Annotated in this window: 14 protein-coding genes and 1 tRNA gene; 12 read left to right on the plus strand and 3 right to left on the minus strand. The window is 56.0% G+C overall.

Going from position 1 to position 15,028, the window contains the following annotated elements; genetic code table 11:
• Positions 1–15: 15 nt before the first annotated feature.
• From NFR25_RS06275 to NFR25_RS06285, 3 genes are all read left to right on the plus strand, one after another.
• Positions 16–91: transfer RNA gene (locus tag NFR25_RS06275), tRNA-Thr, on the plus strand.
• 345 nt (positions 92–436) lie between these two features.
• Entirely contained in the window at positions 437–1,228 is a 792-nt protein-coding gene (locus tag NFR25_RS06280) for a ZIP family metal transporter (RefSeq protein WP_251198396.1), read from the plus strand.
• 24 nt (positions 1,229–1,252) lie between these two features.
• The gene (locus NFR25_RS06285) at positions 1,253–1,642 is read left to right on the plus strand and encodes a thioesterase family protein (RefSeq protein ID WP_251198397.1); all 390 of its coding nucleotides are present in this window, start codon (positions 1,253–1,255) and stop codon (positions 1,640–1,642) included.
• Positions 1,643–1,681: 39 nt separating this feature from the next.
• Here the strand turns inward: NFR25_RS06285 and NFR25_RS06290 are convergent, their stop codons facing one another.
• Positions 1,682–2,689, minus strand: a complete 1,008-nt coding sequence (locus tag NFR25_RS06290) for a DNA/RNA non-specific endonuclease (RefSeq protein WP_251198398.1) — start codon at positions 2,687–2,689, stop codon at positions 1,682–1,684.
• A 154-nt stretch (positions 2,690–2,843) separates the two neighbouring features.
• Here NFR25_RS06290 and NFR25_RS06295 point away from each other — a divergent pair, with 154 nt between their 5' ends.
• Genes NFR25_RS06295 through NFR25_RS06315 form a run of 5 tightly spaced genes read left to right on the plus strand, consistent with a single transcriptional unit; the run spans position 2,844 to position 8,114 of the window.
• A complete protein-coding gene (locus tag NFR25_RS06295) occupies positions 2,844–4,481 on the plus strand; it encodes an ABC transporter substrate-binding protein (protein ID WP_251198399.1) in 1,638 nt (545 codons plus the stop codon).
• Positions 4,482–4,496: 15 nt separating this feature from the next.
• Positions 4,497–5,489 (plus strand): ABC transporter permease, encoded by a 993-nt coding sequence (locus tag NFR25_RS06300; RefSeq protein ID WP_251198400.1) that lies wholly within the window; start codon positions 4,497–4,499, stop codon positions 5,487–5,489.
• Positions 5,479–6,396, plus strand: a complete 918-nt coding sequence (locus NFR25_RS06305) for an ABC transporter permease (RefSeq protein WP_251198401.1) — start codon at positions 5,479–5,481, stop codon at positions 6,394–6,396. Before NFR25_RS06300 ends, NFR25_RS06305 begins: the two co-directional genes overlap by 11 nt.
• Before the next feature lie 11 nt (positions 6,397–6,407).
• Positions 6,408–7,508, plus strand: coding sequence for an ATP-binding cassette domain-containing protein (locus NFR25_RS06310; protein ID WP_251198402.1), 1,101 nt, complete (start codon positions 6,408–6,410; stop codon positions 7,506–7,508).
• A gap of 3 nt (positions 7,509–7,511) precedes the next feature.
• Positions 7,512–8,114, plus strand: coding sequence for an ABC transporter ATP-binding protein (locus NFR25_RS06315; RefSeq protein WP_251198403.1), 603 nt, complete (start codon positions 7,512–7,514; stop codon positions 8,112–8,114).
• A gap of 33 nt (positions 8,115–8,147) precedes the next feature.
• Here NFR25_RS06315 and NFR25_RS06320 read toward each other — a convergent pair whose 3' ends face one another.
• Entirely contained in the window at positions 8,148–8,660 is a 513-nt protein-coding gene (locus NFR25_RS06320) for a DNA-deoxyinosine glycosylase (protein WP_251198404.1), read from the minus strand.
• A 267-nt stretch (positions 8,661–8,927) separates the two neighbouring features.
• On the opposite strand from NFR25_RS06320, the gene NFR25_RS06325 reads away from it, so the two are divergent.
• The 4 genes from NFR25_RS06325 (at position 8,928) to NFR25_RS06340 (ending at position 14,295) form a co-directional block, all read left to right on the plus strand.
• Positions 8,928–10,556: a sensor domain-containing diguanylate cyclase gene (locus tag NFR25_RS06325; RefSeq protein ID WP_251198405.1), complete on the plus strand. Its 1,629-nt coding sequence runs from the start codon at positions 8,928–8,930 to the stop codon at positions 10,554–10,556.
• Between the two features lie 365 nt (positions 10,557–10,921).
• On the plus strand, positions 10,922–12,145 hold the full coding sequence (locus NFR25_RS06330; protein ID WP_251198406.1) for an acyl-CoA dehydrogenase family protein: 1,224 nt from the start codon (positions 10,922–10,924) through the stop codon (positions 12,143–12,145).
• Positions 12,146–12,310: 165 nt separating this feature from the next.
• On the plus strand, positions 12,311–13,840 hold the full coding sequence (locus NFR25_RS06335) for a DUF2130 domain-containing protein (protein WP_251198407.1): 1,530 nt from the start codon (positions 12,311–12,313) through the stop codon (positions 13,838–13,840).
• Positions 13,837–14,295, plus strand: coding sequence for a 2-thiouracil desulfurase family protein (locus tag NFR25_RS06340; protein ID WP_251198408.1), 459 nt, complete (start codon positions 13,837–13,839; stop codon positions 14,293–14,295). The genes NFR25_RS06335 and NFR25_RS06340 overlap by 4 nt, the downstream gene beginning before the upstream one ends.
• Before the next feature lie 210 nt (positions 14,296–14,505).
• Here the strand turns inward: NFR25_RS06340 and NFR25_RS06345 are convergent, their stop codons facing one another.
• On the minus strand, positions 14,506–14,832 hold the full coding sequence (locus tag NFR25_RS06345) for a NifB/NifX family molybdenum-iron cluster-binding protein (protein WP_251198409.1): 327 nt from the start codon (positions 14,830–14,832) through the stop codon (positions 14,506–14,508).
• Positions 14,833–15,028: the final 196 nt, after the last annotated feature.

Below are 15,028 nucleotides of genomic sequence, written 5' to 3' on the forward strand. Positions count from 1 at the left end.
TCTTCTTCGCTGGATGCCGACATGGCGCAATTGGTAGCGCAACTGATTTGTAATCAGTGGGTTGCGGGTTCGATTCCTGTTGTCGGCACCACCTATAATCACAGGTCAAACCGCAAAAACTGAGCGGTTTGGCCTTCTCTTATTTTTGGGACAAAAACTCAATACTGGGGTAAAAGCGGGATAAAACGGGGGACGAATTTCACCACTTAGCACCACCCCAAAATCGCAAATTTGTCACATTACCATGGTTTCTCTTCGGCCGGGGCGATCTTCGTTCTGGCCTTTTCGTTTTCGGGCGCGGATCGGGCGAAGGTCATGCGACATCATGCCGTTTTGTTTCACTCTTCTAACAACTTCTGGTCGGTCTAATCTAGTTGAATGCGCCTTGTTAAAATGAGGGCATTGTAGCAAAACCGACTAGGAAAGCAGGTGGAATATGGATGCGACGACCCTTGGCATTGTGGTAGCGCTCACCGTGCCGCTTGCAGGCACTACCTTGGGCTCCGCGCTTGCTTTCTTCATGAAAAAGCAGCTCAGCACCAAGTTCCAGAAAGCACTCCTTGGCTTTGCCGCTGGTGTGATGATCGCCGCGTCGGTATGGAGCTTGCTCCTTCCTGCGCTCGAGATGGCGGGCGAGCAGGGAGTGATCGAGTGGATCCCTGCTGCCGTGGGTTTTCTTGCGGGCATGGGTGTATTGTTGCTCATCGACTCGTTGCTGCCGCATCTTCACCTTGATTCCGAAAAGCCTGAAGGCATGCCTAGCAACCTGAAGAACTCCACCATGCTCTTCCTGGCGATCGCGATCCATAATCTACCCGAAGGCATGGCGGTGGGCGTTGTGCTCGCGGGCTTCCTCTCTGGGGAGGGACTCATCGCGCTGGCAGGCGTGGTGGCGCTTGCTATCGGCATTGCCATCCAGAACATCCCTGAAGGCGCGGTCATCTCCATGCCATTGGTCTCGAATGGCGTCTCCAAGGGCCGCGCGTTCGGCTTGGGCTTCTTGTCTGGTGTTATCGAACCTATTGGAGTGCTTCTTATGCTCGCGCTCACCAGTTTGGTCATGCCGCTTCTGCCCTATGTGCTCGCCTTCGCTGCAGGTGCGATGATCTATGTGGTGGTCGAAGAGCTCATCCCTGAGACGCAAAGTGGCGAGCATAGTAATGTAGGAACTATCGGGGTGGCCATCGGTTTCGTTTTGATGATGGTCCTTGATGTAGTATTAGGCTAAGCGTGGACCGAACGGAGGAACCCTATGTTGGAAGTTGGCATCACTCATACTGAATCGATCATGGTCACCGAACAAAATACCGCTGCAGCTCTTGGTAGTGGCACGGTGAAGGTGTTCGGCACGCCAGCGATGATCAACCTTATCGAACTGACGTGCGCTCAGAGCGTTCAGGGCGAATTGGAGCCAGGCCAGACTACGGTCGGTACGCACCTTGACATCAGCCATGATGCGGCAACACCGATCGATATGGAAGCACGCTGTACCAGCGAGCTTATCGAGGTCGACGGTCGTGCGTTGAAGTTCAAGGTAGAAGTGGTCGACGATCTTGGCGTTGTAGGGCGCGGCACCCATTCGCGTTTCATCGTGGACGAAGAGAAGTTCACCACCAAAGCCTACGCCAAACTGAACCAATAACCAGAGGGGACAGGCCGAAATCAAGGATCACCAATAGAATCAGGGATCGCAGCGAGAGCAGGGAGTGTAGCCTGATTCGATCAGGGCACTTCGCGTGGTGGTTTCATCCTTGCGGTTCTTGGCTTTCATGTCTGCTACGGAATCGCAGGTGGGGTAGTGGAACTTCTTGGTATTGGTGTTCAATACATAGGCTTGCTCGACAGCTTCGGTCGCAGCGACAGCAGCTGCGGTCTCTGCCTCGGCAACCTCTTCAGCGGTCGTGGCCAGCCTGCTGGCACCTGTGGCATAGTCGATCTCGATCCGGGGTTGGATGTTGTAGCAGTAGACGTTGAAGCAGACGCTCGCACCCTCATCTTCAAGTGAATAGGCTTCGATCTGCACGCCACGCGCTACAAGATCAGTGCCGCGAAAATCGGGGGTCACGCGCATGAGCACGTGCTTGGTGTCGCTCCCTGCTCCGCTATCCAGATAAGACCGTATGGCCCCTTCGAATTCTTGCATCGTGTCTTGGTTCAGATGCTCCGTACCCGTGATAAGATCGCGCGGATTCACTGCCTCATCGCTCAATGAATAGGCGATCAAGTGCGATCGTTCGTAGAGATGGTCAAGCCCGATCTCGGGATAGTACGCCTGAACCCATCCGCTTGGATCGGGCATGTTCTTCGCACGTTTGCTGCCTGGCGCTGGGCGCGTGTTGGTGCAGAGCTTCGCGAATGCATAGGTAGCGCGGCCATAGCTATCGAGCTGACCATATTCTTCGGTACCATCGGCAACGGCGAAGTCGGCCTCAGTGAATTCGGGTTGGTCGTTGTTCAGAACCAGGTAATCCTGCCCGAAATAATCGGGAACATCATCAAGGGAGCTGACAGAGGCGCTCGAAGCGGTCGTCGATGAAGTGCTGGGGGAGCCTTCGGATGCATTTGGCGTTTCGCTCGCTGCGCATCCAGACAATACGAAAAGAGCCAGGAGCGTAGCGATGATCAAGCTCGTGATCGAACCATGAGCAGTGCGTTCGCAAGAGCAGCGGTCAAGCTTGAGAGGATCCATCGAACCATCCTGAACGTAATCGGCGATATCTAGGCGGTATTGTACTCCATTGAGCTGACCGCTTGCGGGTTACGAATAAGAAAGACGTAACAACACTGGTATCATCTGTGTTACCAATTCGCATTAGGTAACACCAAAGTTCTGAGGAGCAACGATGAAAGCAGTATCACGTCGTAATTTCCTGCAACTGAGCGGCATGGGTGCGCTCACGCTGGCTATAGGAAGCATGTTGCCGGGATGTTCCTCAGGCGGTTTGACCGCGCAACCGGGGGTCGGCCTTAATGGAGAGTCGCAGGTGGTCGTTACCATGACCCCTTCTTCAGAACCAGCGGCAGGCTTCAACCCACTCTATTCCTGGGGTTGTGGCGAACACGTGCATGAGCCGCTCATCCAGTCAACTCTTTTCACCACTGACACCGAACTCAATTTCGTGAACGACCTGGCCACGAGTTACGAATGCTCAGCCGATTCGCTCACCTGGACCTTCCATATCCGCGATGACGTGAAGTTCACGGATGGTGAACCCCTGAGAGCAAGCGATGTGGCTTTCACCATTCTAGGGATCCGAGACAACGAAGCCGCCGAGGCTGATCTGTCCATGGTGGCCGATGCGAAGGCGACCGATGACACTACGTGCGTTGTTACGCTCACCAAGCCCTTCAACGCCTTCCTCTATACGCTGGCCGTAGTAGGGATCGTCCCAGAGCATGCCTATTCTGATAGCTATGGCGAACATCCTATTGGTTCTGGTCGCTATATGCTTGAGCAATGGGACAAGGGTCAGCAGGTCATCTTGAAGGCTAACCCCGATTATTACGGTGAAGCGCCCAAGATCGAACGTGTGGTGGTGCTGTTCATGGAGGAAGACGCATCCATGGCAGCCGCTCAGTCGGGTGATGCGGATGTGGCCTATACCGCTGCCACCCTTGCCAATAGCGCTGATATATCGGGATATGAACTGCTCGTTTGCAAGTCAGTGGACAGCCGCGGCATCTCGCTACCTAGCGTTGCGCCAGGTGGCACGAAGAAGGATGGAACCGAAACATACGCCACTGGCAACGCGGTCACGTCAAGCTTAGGCTTGCGTCGTGCGATCAATGCGGGCGTTGATCGTCATGCTATGATCGCCAATGTGCTCGAGGGTTATGGCACGCCAGCCTATAGCGTCTCTGATGGCATGCCGTGGGCTTCGACGGCCATGGAGGTGAGCTTCGATCAGAACCAAGCTCGCAGTCATATGGAAGCAGATGGCTGGAAGCTTGGCGAAGATGGCATCTATGCCAAGGGCGACCAGCGTGCTCGTTTCGACCTCTATTATGCAGCGTCCGATTCGGTACGTCAGGCGCTTGCCAACGAATTCGCAAACCAGATGGCTCAGATAGGCATCGAGGTGCAGCCTGTTGGTGCTGGCTGGGACGAGATCTATCCTCATGAATACGACACGCCCGTGTTGTGGGGTTGGGGAGCGAATAGCCCGGTGGAACTCTATACCTTGCATTACGGCACATCGGCTGGCAATTATGCGGTCTACGAAAACGCAGCGATCGATTCTCATCTGGATGCGGCGCTCGCCGCATCGAGCGTTGAAGCGTCCTATCCGCAATGGCAGGCGGCCGCTTGGGATGGGAGCGAAGGTTTCGCGCCAGAAGGCGGTGCGCCCTGGGTATGGCTTGCGAACGTGGATCATCTGTATTTCAAGCGCGACGGGCTGGATGTGGCACAGCAGAAGCCGCATCCTCACGGACACGGCTGGTCGCTGGTGAACAACGTCGATCAGTGGTCGTGGCAATAAGGTTCCTTGGTATTCGTGGCGCGTTTCGTTCTGACAAACATCACCAAGTTCGTGTTGCTCATGCTGGGCGTGAGCCTGGTCACGTTCGTGCTGGTGAGCATCTCGCCGGTCGATCCGGTACAGGCGAACGTAGGTCAGGCCGCTTATGCCAGCATGGGTGAAGAGAAGCGCGCGCAGCTGGCAGCATATTGGGGCGCAGACACGCCGCTATTCGAGCGTTACTTCAATTGGCTCGGTGCGGCGCTTTCGGGCGATCTGGGAATGTCATTGCGCTACAACGCTCCCGTTGCTCAGGTCATCGCAGAGCGTGCGTTGAATTCGCTGGCCCTTATGGCGGTGGCATGGGTCGTCAGCGGTGCGCTCGGCTTTCTGCTCGGTATCTTCGCGGGCGCTTATCGCGGCACCGTGTTCGACCGCGTGGTGAAAGGCTATTGCTACTTGCTCGCATCAACGCCTGTGTTCTGGTTGGGACTCTTGCTCCTCATCGTCTTCTCGGTGCAGCTAGGTTGGTTCCCTCTAGGTCTTTCGGTACCCATTGGCGTTGCTTCTTCGAACGTGACCTTCGTCGATGCTCTCCATCATCTAGCGCTTCCAGCCCTTACGCTCTCCGTGACCGGGGTGGCGAACATCGCATTGCATACGCGTGAGAAGACCATCGATGTGATGAGCTCGCCCTATGTGCGCTTCGCCCGCAGCCGCGGCCTGTCCACGCTGCGCATCTTGCGCGAACATGGGTTGCGCAATCTGATCATGCCAGCCATCACGCTTCAGTTCGCGTCCATCGCTGAGATATTCGGCGGTTCGGTGCTCGTTGAAGAGGTGTTCTCTTACCCAGGTTTGGGCCAGGCAGCGGTAACGGCAGGGCTCGGGGGAGATGCAGCGCTGCTTGCGGGCATCGCGATCTTCTCGGCCATGCTCGTCTTCGGCGGCAATCTGATCGCGAACATCCTCTATGGGGTGGTCGATCCGCGTATCGCTAAGCGGGAGGTGACCAGCGATGAGCTTTGATGAGAGAGCGTTGAAGCCTTCGGTGGCTCCTGCGAGCGTGTCGGTCACCGAGCGTGCCGCGGATCTATTGCATCTACCTCGTCGCAAGCGGCTCTCGAACCGAAAGCTCACGTTGGGGTCGTTCTTGGTGGCTGCGCTGTTGCTCGCCGCGATCGTGGTCATCGGGCGTATGGTGCTCCCAGAAGCTACTGCCACTGATTTCACCATGAAGAATCTAGCACCAAGCTTGGCGCATCCCTTTGGTACCGACTGGATGGGTCGTGACATGTTCTTGCGGACGCTCTCAGGCCTTTCGACGAGCATCTTGGTAGGTCTGTTCGCAGCAGGCGCATCATCGATCATCGCGTTGGTGCTGGGCGCATTCGCAGCGCTTGGCGGCAAACGCGCCGATGCGGTGGTCACCTGGCTCATCGACCTGATGATGGGAATTCCCCATATCGTGCTGCTCATCCTCATATCCTATGCATGCGGCAAGGGGTTTTGGGGCGTGACCATCGGCGTTGCGCTCACTCATTGGGCCAATCTCGCACGCGTGGTGCGCGCTGAGGTGCTCCAATGCAAAGAATCTACCTTCGTTGCGGTGGCTCGTAAGCTGGGTGTGAGTCGTCTGCGCATCGCTACGCGTCACATGCTCCCTTATGTGCTGCCTCAGTTCCTGGTAGGGCTCATCTTGCTCTTCCCTCATGCCATCTTGCATGAGGCGGCCATCACCTTCTTGGGCTTCGGCCTGTCGCCTGAACAGCCAGCCATCGGCATCATCTTGAGCGAATCGATGCGCTATCTTTCTTCGGGCATGTGGTGGTTGGCAGTGTGTCCTGGTGTGGCGCTCATCTTGATGGTATTGCTGTTCGACCTGGCTGGATCGAGCCTGCGTAAGTTGGTCGATCCGCAGAGCGCTCAGGAGTGAGGTGAATGACGATGGCAAGATCGAAGTGCGAACCGCATGGCAATGCTCAGCCTGGCGTCAAGCCTACCACCGAGTCCACCCAGAGCATGCAGGACCCCCAAGCTCTGCATGACCAGCCGAGATCGCGACACGGTCATGCGCATGCTGAGCCTCACGGTCACGCTCAGCATCTTCATGGTGAATTCCATCATCATCACAGTCATGCGCACACCTCGAAGCATCCAGGCTTCCACCACCTGCTCACGGTAGAGGGGTTGAATGTGGCGTTTCGCATGTACGATCCGCAGGCACCATTCTTCCGAGCGAAGCAGCGCGAAGTAGAAGTGATACACGATCTGAGCATCTCGGTCCATGAAGGCGAGATCGTAGCGATCGTGGGGGCATCGGGATCAGGCAAGACCCTGCTCGCAGACTCCATCATGGGTTTGTTCGAGCCGAACGCGCGGGTCAGCGGCGTGATCCATTTTAACGGGGAGCGCGTCGGTGCAGATGCGCTGCGGCAGCTGCGCGGAAACGGCATCTCTTTGGTCCCGCAAAGCGTGCGATATCTCGACCCGCTCATGAAAATAGGACGCCAGGTCGAAGGGGTGGGGCGCTCTGACAGAGATCAGGCTGCATCCCGCTTGGCGAAGCGCGAGCAACTGTTCGCGCATTACGGATTGGGACCTGAGGTTGCCGATCAATATCCTTTCGAACTTTCTGGCGGTATGGCTCGTCGCGTGCTCTTGTGTTGTGCGCTCATGGACGAACCGAAGCTGATCATTGCCGATGAGCCTACTCCAGGGCTCGATCTTGAGCTTGCCATCAAGGCCATGGACGACTTCCGCGCCTTCGCGGATGAAGGTGGCGGCGTACTGCTCATCACGCATGACATCGAGCTTGCTCTGCGCGTTGCCGATCGTGTGGCGGTATTCAAGGATGGTACTGTGGTGGAAGAGACCGATGTGGCGAGCTTCGCTTCACCAGATTCGTTGAACGATCCGTTCTCACGCGAGCTGTGGTATGCGCTCCGTTTCGAGGACATGCCTCAAACTCAAGCCCCTGTTGAAGATCGAACAGAAGGCGCAACCACCGCCCCCGCCGCGTCCTTGCCAAGCAGGGAGGAAGGTTAGGCCATGCTCGAGTTGCGAAACATCAGCTTCGGATACGAAAAGGCAGCGCCGCTCTATGAGAGCGTGAATCTGAGCGTGGAGCAGGGGCAGCGCGTGGCGCTCCAGGCGCCATCGGGGTTCGGTAAGACCACACTCTGTCGTATCGCAGCTGGTTATCTTGCTCCGAGGTCAGGCGAAGTGCTCGTGGATGGCGAGCCGCTCCCTTCCAAGGGCACTTGTCCCGTGCAGCTCATCTTGCAGCATCCTGAAGCAGCGGTCGATCCGCGGATGCGCATGGCTGCGATCTTGGAAGAAGCTGGCGATATCGACGAAGACCTGCTTGCTCTATTCGGCATCCGCGATGAATGGCTCTCGCGGTTTCCTCATGAGCTCTCTGGTGGCGAATTGCAGCGATTCTGCATCGTACGTGCCCTGATGACGAAGCCGCGCTACCTTATCGCCGACGAGATATCCACCATGCTCGATCCGCTCACGCAGCTGCAGATCTGGCAAGCGCTGCTCGACGTGGTAGCGGTGCAGAACATGGGGCTTATGATGGTCTCGCATTCGACTCGTCTGACAGATTTCGTGGCAACACGTGTAGTGGACCTCACGGCAGGTCGTTGATGTGCGATCGTCAACGCGCTTTCGCGATGAAGGTCACGAACGCTCATCCTTTACATCGAGATAAGGCAGCAGTGCTTCACGGTAAGCCTCGATCAACGCAGGCAAGCGCATGGCTGCATTCGCGGGACTGGTCGAAGGAAGTTGTACGCAGGAAATGCCCAGTTGTGGCTCGATCAGCTTCCGATAGAGCTGCGCTGCTTTCGCGCCTGTGCAGAAGATCCGTTGAATAGGAGCGATATCGAGTATGCGCCCCAGGTCGTTTGGTTTAGGGTTGCGGATGGATGCGTCGCTCGCGCCCTCGATCTGGCATGACTGGCAAACGTCCCAAAGCGCGATCTTGTGCTCGAGCAAGAGCGCCCTCTTCTCGGGAATGGTCTGAGGTTCTGGTGCATCGAGCACGCCAGCGAGCACCTTCCAAAAACGATTCTGTGGATGCCCATAGAAGAAGCCTTGCTCGCGTGACTTCGGAGAAGGGAAGGTCCCCAGCAGTAACACGCGGCTGCGCTCATCGAACACTGGCTCGATATCATGATCGATATGTTCCACTTCCTGACCCACCCCCGCAGCTTACCACACGGGGACAGGTTCAAATTCGTTCGGGACAGTTCGGTGTTAGAGTCGTGGACAAAAAGGGGGCAGCCCCCTTTTTGTCCACATTCGGCGGATGCTATTCGGTCATCTGAACCTGTCCCCAAACTGTCTCGGACAAAAACGAACCCGTCCCCAAGGGGTATCTTCGTGCGGTCGGTCTAAGCAACAAAATCGCAGATTACAACGGGAATAGGGTATGATAAGAACCGAGAGGAGACGTTCATGTACCATAAGACTTTGCATATCTCGCTTTTCGGAACGAGCGACGAAGTGAATGCTGCGATCCGCGCCACTGAGCCATTGCGCTGCTTCACGCACGATATCGTTGCCTTCCCAGCGTTCGACGCCCACGCCTTTGCACGTTGCGATATCGCTATCATCGACGCTCGCGCTTGGCAGGAAGCCACGGGCGAGCCGCTCATGCCTGCACGTGATCTTGCCGCTGCCACTGAAGCGCTGAAGCAAGCGCACGGAGATCGTTTTTGGGCAGTGGTGGCCATCGCGCCGAAAGAGCTCACGAATACGTGGTCGCAAGAGGATTTTTCTGTATTGTCCCTCTTGTGGTCCGCGCCGCTTTCCAGCGCAGAGGCTGCTTTCCAGTTCAGTGCGCTCCAGCGTGCGGCCCAAACGCGCTCGGACCTCATCCTTTCCGAGACATATTTCAACACGCTCATCAACTCGATGCCCAGCATGGTCTGGGTCAAGCGTGTTGATGGAACGCATCTTAAGGTGAACGATTTCTTCTGCTCAGTCGTGAACAAGGCCAAAGAAGATATCGAAGGCCAAGGCCATAACTACATTTGGAACTTGCCGCCCGAAGACACGGAGAGCGCTGAGATGTGCGCCGAGACCGAGCGTCAAGCTATCGCGGCGGGAGAGACCCGCGAATTCGAAGAGCAGGTCGAATCTGATCGTGGCAGGCGTTTGCTCATCACGTACAAGACCCCGCTCTACGATGAAGACGGCAGTGTCATGGGTACGATCGGTACGGCTGACGATGTTACCGAGTTGGACAACTTGCGCTACGAGAACGATATCCTATTGAATTCGCTGCCGCTTGCGGTGATCGTCGAGGATAAGGATGAGACCATCCTGAACATCAACGCCACCACCGAAGTCTACTTCCAGCAAACGCGCGAGAACACGGTTGGCATGAACTTCTCTGCTTGGCGAAGGATCGCGTTCGGCGAAGAGCTGGCACGTATTCGCGAAAAGCATGAGAGCGCAGAGCTGTTCCTCGATCGCGGCGGTATCCAGCGCCTTATGTACATGCGCAAAGCGCCGATCCGCGATGTGTTCGGCAATCGCACTGGCCAGGTGCGAATCTACAGCGATATGACCGAGCTGCGCCAATTGGAGCAGCAAGCCATGCTCAATGCGCGAACCGACTATCTTACGGGGCTCTTCAATCGCCGCTATTTCTACGAGCATCTTGACGATTTCGATGAGTCGAGCTCGGCTGCGATCGCTATCTTTGACCTCGATAACTTCAAGGATGTGAACGATACCTTGGGCCATGCTATTGGCGACCATGTGCTCATCTTGGTGTCGGAGGTCCTGCAAGAAGTGTTCCCTGACAGCCAAGTGATCCGCTGGGGCGGCGATGAATTCGTCGTAGCGATGTTCGGTATCGACGACGTGGATGTGATGCGCGAACGTGCGCAGCGTGCGCTCGAGTTGTTCGAGGCGCGCTCGACCGAACCAGGGGAGCCGTGGAAGATCTGCGGCAGTTGCGGTATTGCATTCTCGCCAACGATCCCGAATCCTATCGACCCGTTGGTCCAGCGCGCAGACGCGGCGCTCTACGATGCGAAGAATGCGGGCAAAGGGGTCGTGCGCGTCAGCGAATAGACCGAACGTTTGCCGGGGTGTTCTGGCTGCAAGGCAATGCTGTAGGGTAGGGGTCTCGGATTCACCCGTTCCGCTGTTCGCCTTCGGCTCATGCGCTGCACTGCTTCATGCTTTATTTACACGAACCCGCTTTGGCGGGTTCTATCTTTTTAATTCAGTGTTCAGAGTGAATCTACGACCCCTGCCCTACATCCTTACCTTGCAACCAGAACACCATGCACTATCGATCGTGCGATGACATTTTTCTATAGGAGGAGCCTATAGGTTTAAGGCACAATTACGGGTAGTTTCTTGTTGGAAAAATGGCAGGAAGGGTTCACAATTGAAGTAAGGGAAAAGGGTCATTAAGGATTGGGAGGAAGCCTATGAATCCAAATGCAACTATCACTGACGAGATGTTCGATGCGTATCTGAAGCAGATTCGCGAGCTGGTCGAAGGACCGTTCGAGGAGATGCAGAAGGAGATCGAAGTCACGAACAAGTTCCCTGATGAATTCTACGAACTTGCAAAAGAGAATGATCTGTATCGTTTCTATCTACCTGCTGAATATGGCGGATGGAATCTGAACGAGCTCGAGATCCTGCGCGTGCAAGAAGAGTTCTCTCGTGGTCCTGGCGGCATGCGCATGCACCTGCATCATGCAGCGGATATGAATTGGCGCATCTTGGAAGACTACGGCAAGCAGGAGCTGAAAGACCAGCTCATGGATAAGTTCCAGGACAAGACCATCTATTGTAACTTCGCCATCACCGAACAGACGGGCGGCACGGGTGCCGACCTGCATACCACCGCTGTGTGGGATGAGGCTAAGGGCAAGTGGGTCTTGAACGGCGAGAAATGGCTGATCTCTCACACTGACTGCTCCGATTACACCTACGTTATCGCCGTGACCAACCCTGACGACGACAAGGATACGCGCCTTTCGGCGTTCTTCGTGCCGGTCGACGCGCCAGGCTTCGAGCTGGTTCCTATGCCGCATATGATGGGTTGTCGTGGCGCAGGTCATGCGGGACTCAAGTTCACCAATCTGGAGCTGGGTCCTGAGTATCTGCTCGGCGAAGTAGGCCAGGGCATGGAAGTGGCCATCCATTCACTCTCCGTTTCCCGCGTCCATATCGCAACTTCCAACTTGGGCATGGCTCAGCGCATGCTGGAGATCTCACTGGCGCGTGCTCATGATCGCGTCACCTTCGGCAAGCCGATCATCAAACGTCAGGCTATCAAGATGAAGATCGCGAACATGCAGATGATGATCCATGCACTGCGTTGTTTGGTCTATGACTTCGCGGTCACGTTCGACGCTGACCCGTACAATGACTTCATCGATGAGAAGGCTGCTATCTGCAAGTTGTTCTCCATCGATACGGTCCGTTTGGTCTCTGATGAGATGCTCGAGATCTTCGGTGGCGATGGCTACTTCGAGGATTCGCCCTACGGCCCGACCGAGCGCCTCTATCGCGATTGCCGCGCTATGTGGCTCGAGGAAGGCGCGCCTACGGTCCAGCGCATCACCATTGCGCGCGAGTGCGAGAAGCACAACGGTGCGATGGGTTACATCTTCGAAGGCCGTGAGATCACGGTGCCGTAAGGCTAGGCGATCTGGGCAAGATCGAACGCAGGACCATCATAGGCTCTGCAGTTTTTCAAGGGTGGGTGTTTTTCGGGACTCCCGCCCTTTTTCTTTGGGATAGAATATGAGGTCAACAAATAGGATCTTCATCACAGTTGTTCGGAGAGTTGAGCAGGAACCATCATGAACGAATTGAAATGCCCCCATTGCGGAAAAGTCTTCCAGGTTGATGAATCTGGCTATGATGCGCTCGTGCGTCAGGTGCACGACCATGAATTCGACGAAGCTGTGCGCGACCGCGCCGAGCGCGTGAAGAGCGAGATGCAGGTGGAGACGGCGCAGAAAGAAGCGCAGATCGCCGAGCTGCAGGCGCGCCTGGAAGCTGAGCGCGACAAGCAAACCGCGGAACGTGAACTGGCGTTAGCTAAGCAACAGGAGCAGATCGCTCAGCTTCGCCATGAACTTGAGGCGCAGCAGGAGCGTCAGGAGGTGGAGAAGCAGCTGGCGCTCTCGCAGCAGCAAGAACAGCAAGCTGCCGACCAGCAGAAACAGCAACAGCGCATCGCCGAGCTGGAACAGGCCCTTGCGACTGAGCGCGAGAAGCAGACCATGGAGCGCGAGTTGGCCCTGGCCAAACAGCAGGAACGTATCGCGGAACTGGAGCATTCTCTGGCATCCGAGCGCGAGAAACAGCAGACCCAGGTGCAGCTGGCAGTTCAAGAAGTGCAGAATTCTGCGCAGGCTGCTGCGCTCAAGCAGCGTGAACGCGAGATCGAACTGGCCGAGCAGCTGAAAGCGAAGGACCAGCTCATCTTGGTGCGCGAACGCGAGATCGAGAACATGCGCGAGATGAAATCGAAGATGACGGTGAAGATCTTGGGCGAGACGCTCGAGCAGCACTGCGAAGTGGAATTCAACAAGCTGCGCGCTACAGCGTTTCGCAATGCACAATTCGGCAAGGATAACGATGCGAGCGAAGGCACCAAGGGCGACTATATCTATCGCGAATTCACCGACACGGGTGCAGAACTCATCTCCATCATGTTCGAGATGAAGAACGAAGCCGACGATTCCACGCACAAGAAGAAGAACGAAGATCATTTCAAGAAGCTCGACCGCGACCGCACTACGAAGGGCTGTGAATATGCGGTACTCGTCAGCATGCTCGAGCCCGAGAGCGATCTGTACAACCAGGGCATCGTGGACGTTTCCTATGCCTATGACAAGATGTATGTCATTCGTCCGCAATTCTTCATCCCTATGATCACGCTGCTGCGCAATGCGGCGCTCGACGCGGCGCAGTACAAGGACGAACTGGAGTTGCAGCGTCAGCAGAACATCGACGTGAGCAATTTCGAGTCGAGCTTGGAAGACTTCAAGGAGAAGTTCGGGAAGAACTATCGCCTGGCAAGTGACAAATTCCAGAAGGCCATCGACGAGATCGACAAGTCCATCGACCATCTGAACAAGATCAAGGACAACTTGTTGGGTAGCGAGCGCAATTTGCGTTTGGCGAACGACAAGGCTGAAGCGCTCTCGGTGAAGAGGCTCACGCGCGGTAATCCCACCATGAAGGCGAAGTTCGCCGCACTTGAGGCGGGGGAGTCTGACGATGCGGCTAGCGAGGCCAGCAAATCTTCCAAATCTGCCAAGGCTGTACCTGCTGACCCTGAAACGGGCAGCGCACCTGAGACCGGGACGAGCGACGAATGAAGGTTGCGGTAAGCGCATGCTTGCTCGGTGTTCCTTGCCGCTACGACGGGAAAGCCAAGCCCTGTGCAGCGGTGCGGGAATTCCTGGAGACTCATGTGAGCCCCGAGGATGTGGTGCGCGTCTGTCCTGAGGTGATGGGTGGTCTGAAGATACCCCATCCGCCGAGCGAGATCCAGACCGATTTGCTTCCTGAAGTGGTCGTGCATGATGTGGAGGGTACCGATACCACGAAGGCTTTCGAGCTGGGCGCGCAGGTGGCGCTGAATGCAGCGCAGCAGGCGGGATGCACCCATGCTATCCTGAAAGCGAAGAGTCCTTCATGCGGGGTGGGGAAGATATACGATGGAACCTTCACTGATACGCTCGTTGAGGGTAATGGCGTAGCTGCCCAAGCATTCATCGATGCTGGCATCATTGTCTCGACCGAAGACGATTTCCAAGAAGTGTTCAGCTGAGGCACTGCTGTGCGATTAGCGAGACTGTAGAGGCGGGGTCGTAGATTCACTCTGAACGCTAATTTAAAGAACAGAACTCAGCTTGCTGAGTTCGCATATCAATGCATGAGGCAGTGCAGCGCATGAGCCGAAGGCGAATAGCAGAACGGGTGAATCCGAGACCTCACCTCTACGGTCTCGCTGCTCGCGAAGAAGATCTTGGGAAGGCTTTTAGACCGTGCAGATGGTAGCGTTGGGAAGACGATCGTGCAGGTATGCATCGGCTGCTTGCAGTGCGTTTCCTGAAGCGCCGGTCACCACCGTGATGCCAGCTTTGTTCATGGTCTCAACATCGGCAGGAGAGATGGCACCGCAGATGAGCACACGGACTTCGATCTGGCGCAGGAAATTCGCCTGAGAGCCACAGAGATGCTCCTGACTTGGCAGATTGCGCGAATCGACCAGTTCGTTATTTTCTACTTTGTAGAAATTGAAGTTGGTGCAAGAACTGAAGTGCTTGCTCACATCCAACCCCTCACTGGCTACTGCTATTCTCATGCCTCTCGTTTCTGCCCAATCGAAATGAAAGTACTAAAGCGAGCCTGCGAACAAGCTCAAAAGATACTCTACGCGCGCTAAGGCTCGAGCGTGCCTAATGTTCGGGAGGCGGGGCAGATTCTTCTACGATAGGGAAGCGTCTTGCGCCTTTGGGGGACGGGTTCATTTCGATTGGGCAGAAACGAGAGGCATGAGA

It is taken from the genome of Anaerotardibacter muris (assembly GCF_943192915.1).
Classification (GTDB): domain Bacteria; phylum Actinomycetota; class Coriobacteriia; order Coriobacteriales; family Eggerthellaceae; genus Anaerotardibacter; species Anaerotardibacter muris.

Excerpts from the sequence above, each read along its gene's own strand:
- NFR25_RS06335 (WP_251198407.1), top strand. The coding sequence starts at position 12,311 with ATGAACGAATTGAAATGCCCCCATTGCGGAAAAGTCTTCCAGGTTGAT.
- NFR25_RS06285 (WP_251198397.1), top strand. The coding sequence starts at position 1,253 with ATGTTGGAAGTTGGCATCACTCATACTGAATCGATCATGGTCACCGAA.
- NFR25_RS06345 (WP_251198409.1), bottom strand. The coding sequence starts at position 14,832 with ATGAGAATAGCAGTAGCCAGTGAGGGGTTGGATGTGAGCAAGCACTTC.
- NFR25_RS06325 (WP_251198405.1), top strand. The coding sequence starts at position 8,928 with ATGTACCATAAGACTTTGCATATCTCGCTTTTCGGAACGAGCGACGAA.
- NFR25_RS06315 (WP_251198403.1), top strand. The coding sequence starts at position 7,512 with ATGCTCGAGTTGCGAAACATCAGCTTCGGATACGAAAAGGCAGCGCCG.
- NFR25_RS06330 (WP_251198406.1), top strand. The coding sequence starts at position 10,922 with ATGAATCCAAATGCAACTATCACTGACGAGATGTTCGATGCGTATCTG.
- NFR25_RS06310 (WP_251198402.1), top strand. The coding sequence starts at position 6,408 with ATGGCAAGATCGAAGTGCGAACCGCATGGCAATGCTCAGCCTGGCGTC.
- NFR25_RS06295 (WP_251198399.1), top strand. The coding sequence starts at position 2,844 with ATGAAAGCAGTATCACGTCGTAATTTCCTGCAACTGAGCGGCATGGGT.
- NFR25_RS06340 (WP_251198408.1), top strand. The coding sequence starts at position 13,837 with ATGAAGGTTGCGGTAAGCGCATGCTTGCTCGGTGTTCCTTGCCGCTAC.
- NFR25_RS06280 (WP_251198396.1), top strand. The coding sequence starts at position 437 with ATGGATGCGACGACCCTTGGCATTGTGGTAGCGCTCACCGTGCCGCTT.
- NFR25_RS06290 (WP_251198398.1), bottom strand. The coding sequence starts at position 2,689 with ATGGATCCTCTCAAGCTTGACCGCTGCTCTTGCGAACGCACTGCTCAT.
- NFR25_RS06305 (WP_251198401.1), top strand. The coding sequence starts at position 5,479 with ATGAGCTTTGATGAGAGAGCGTTGAAGCCTTCGGTGGCTCCTGCGAGC.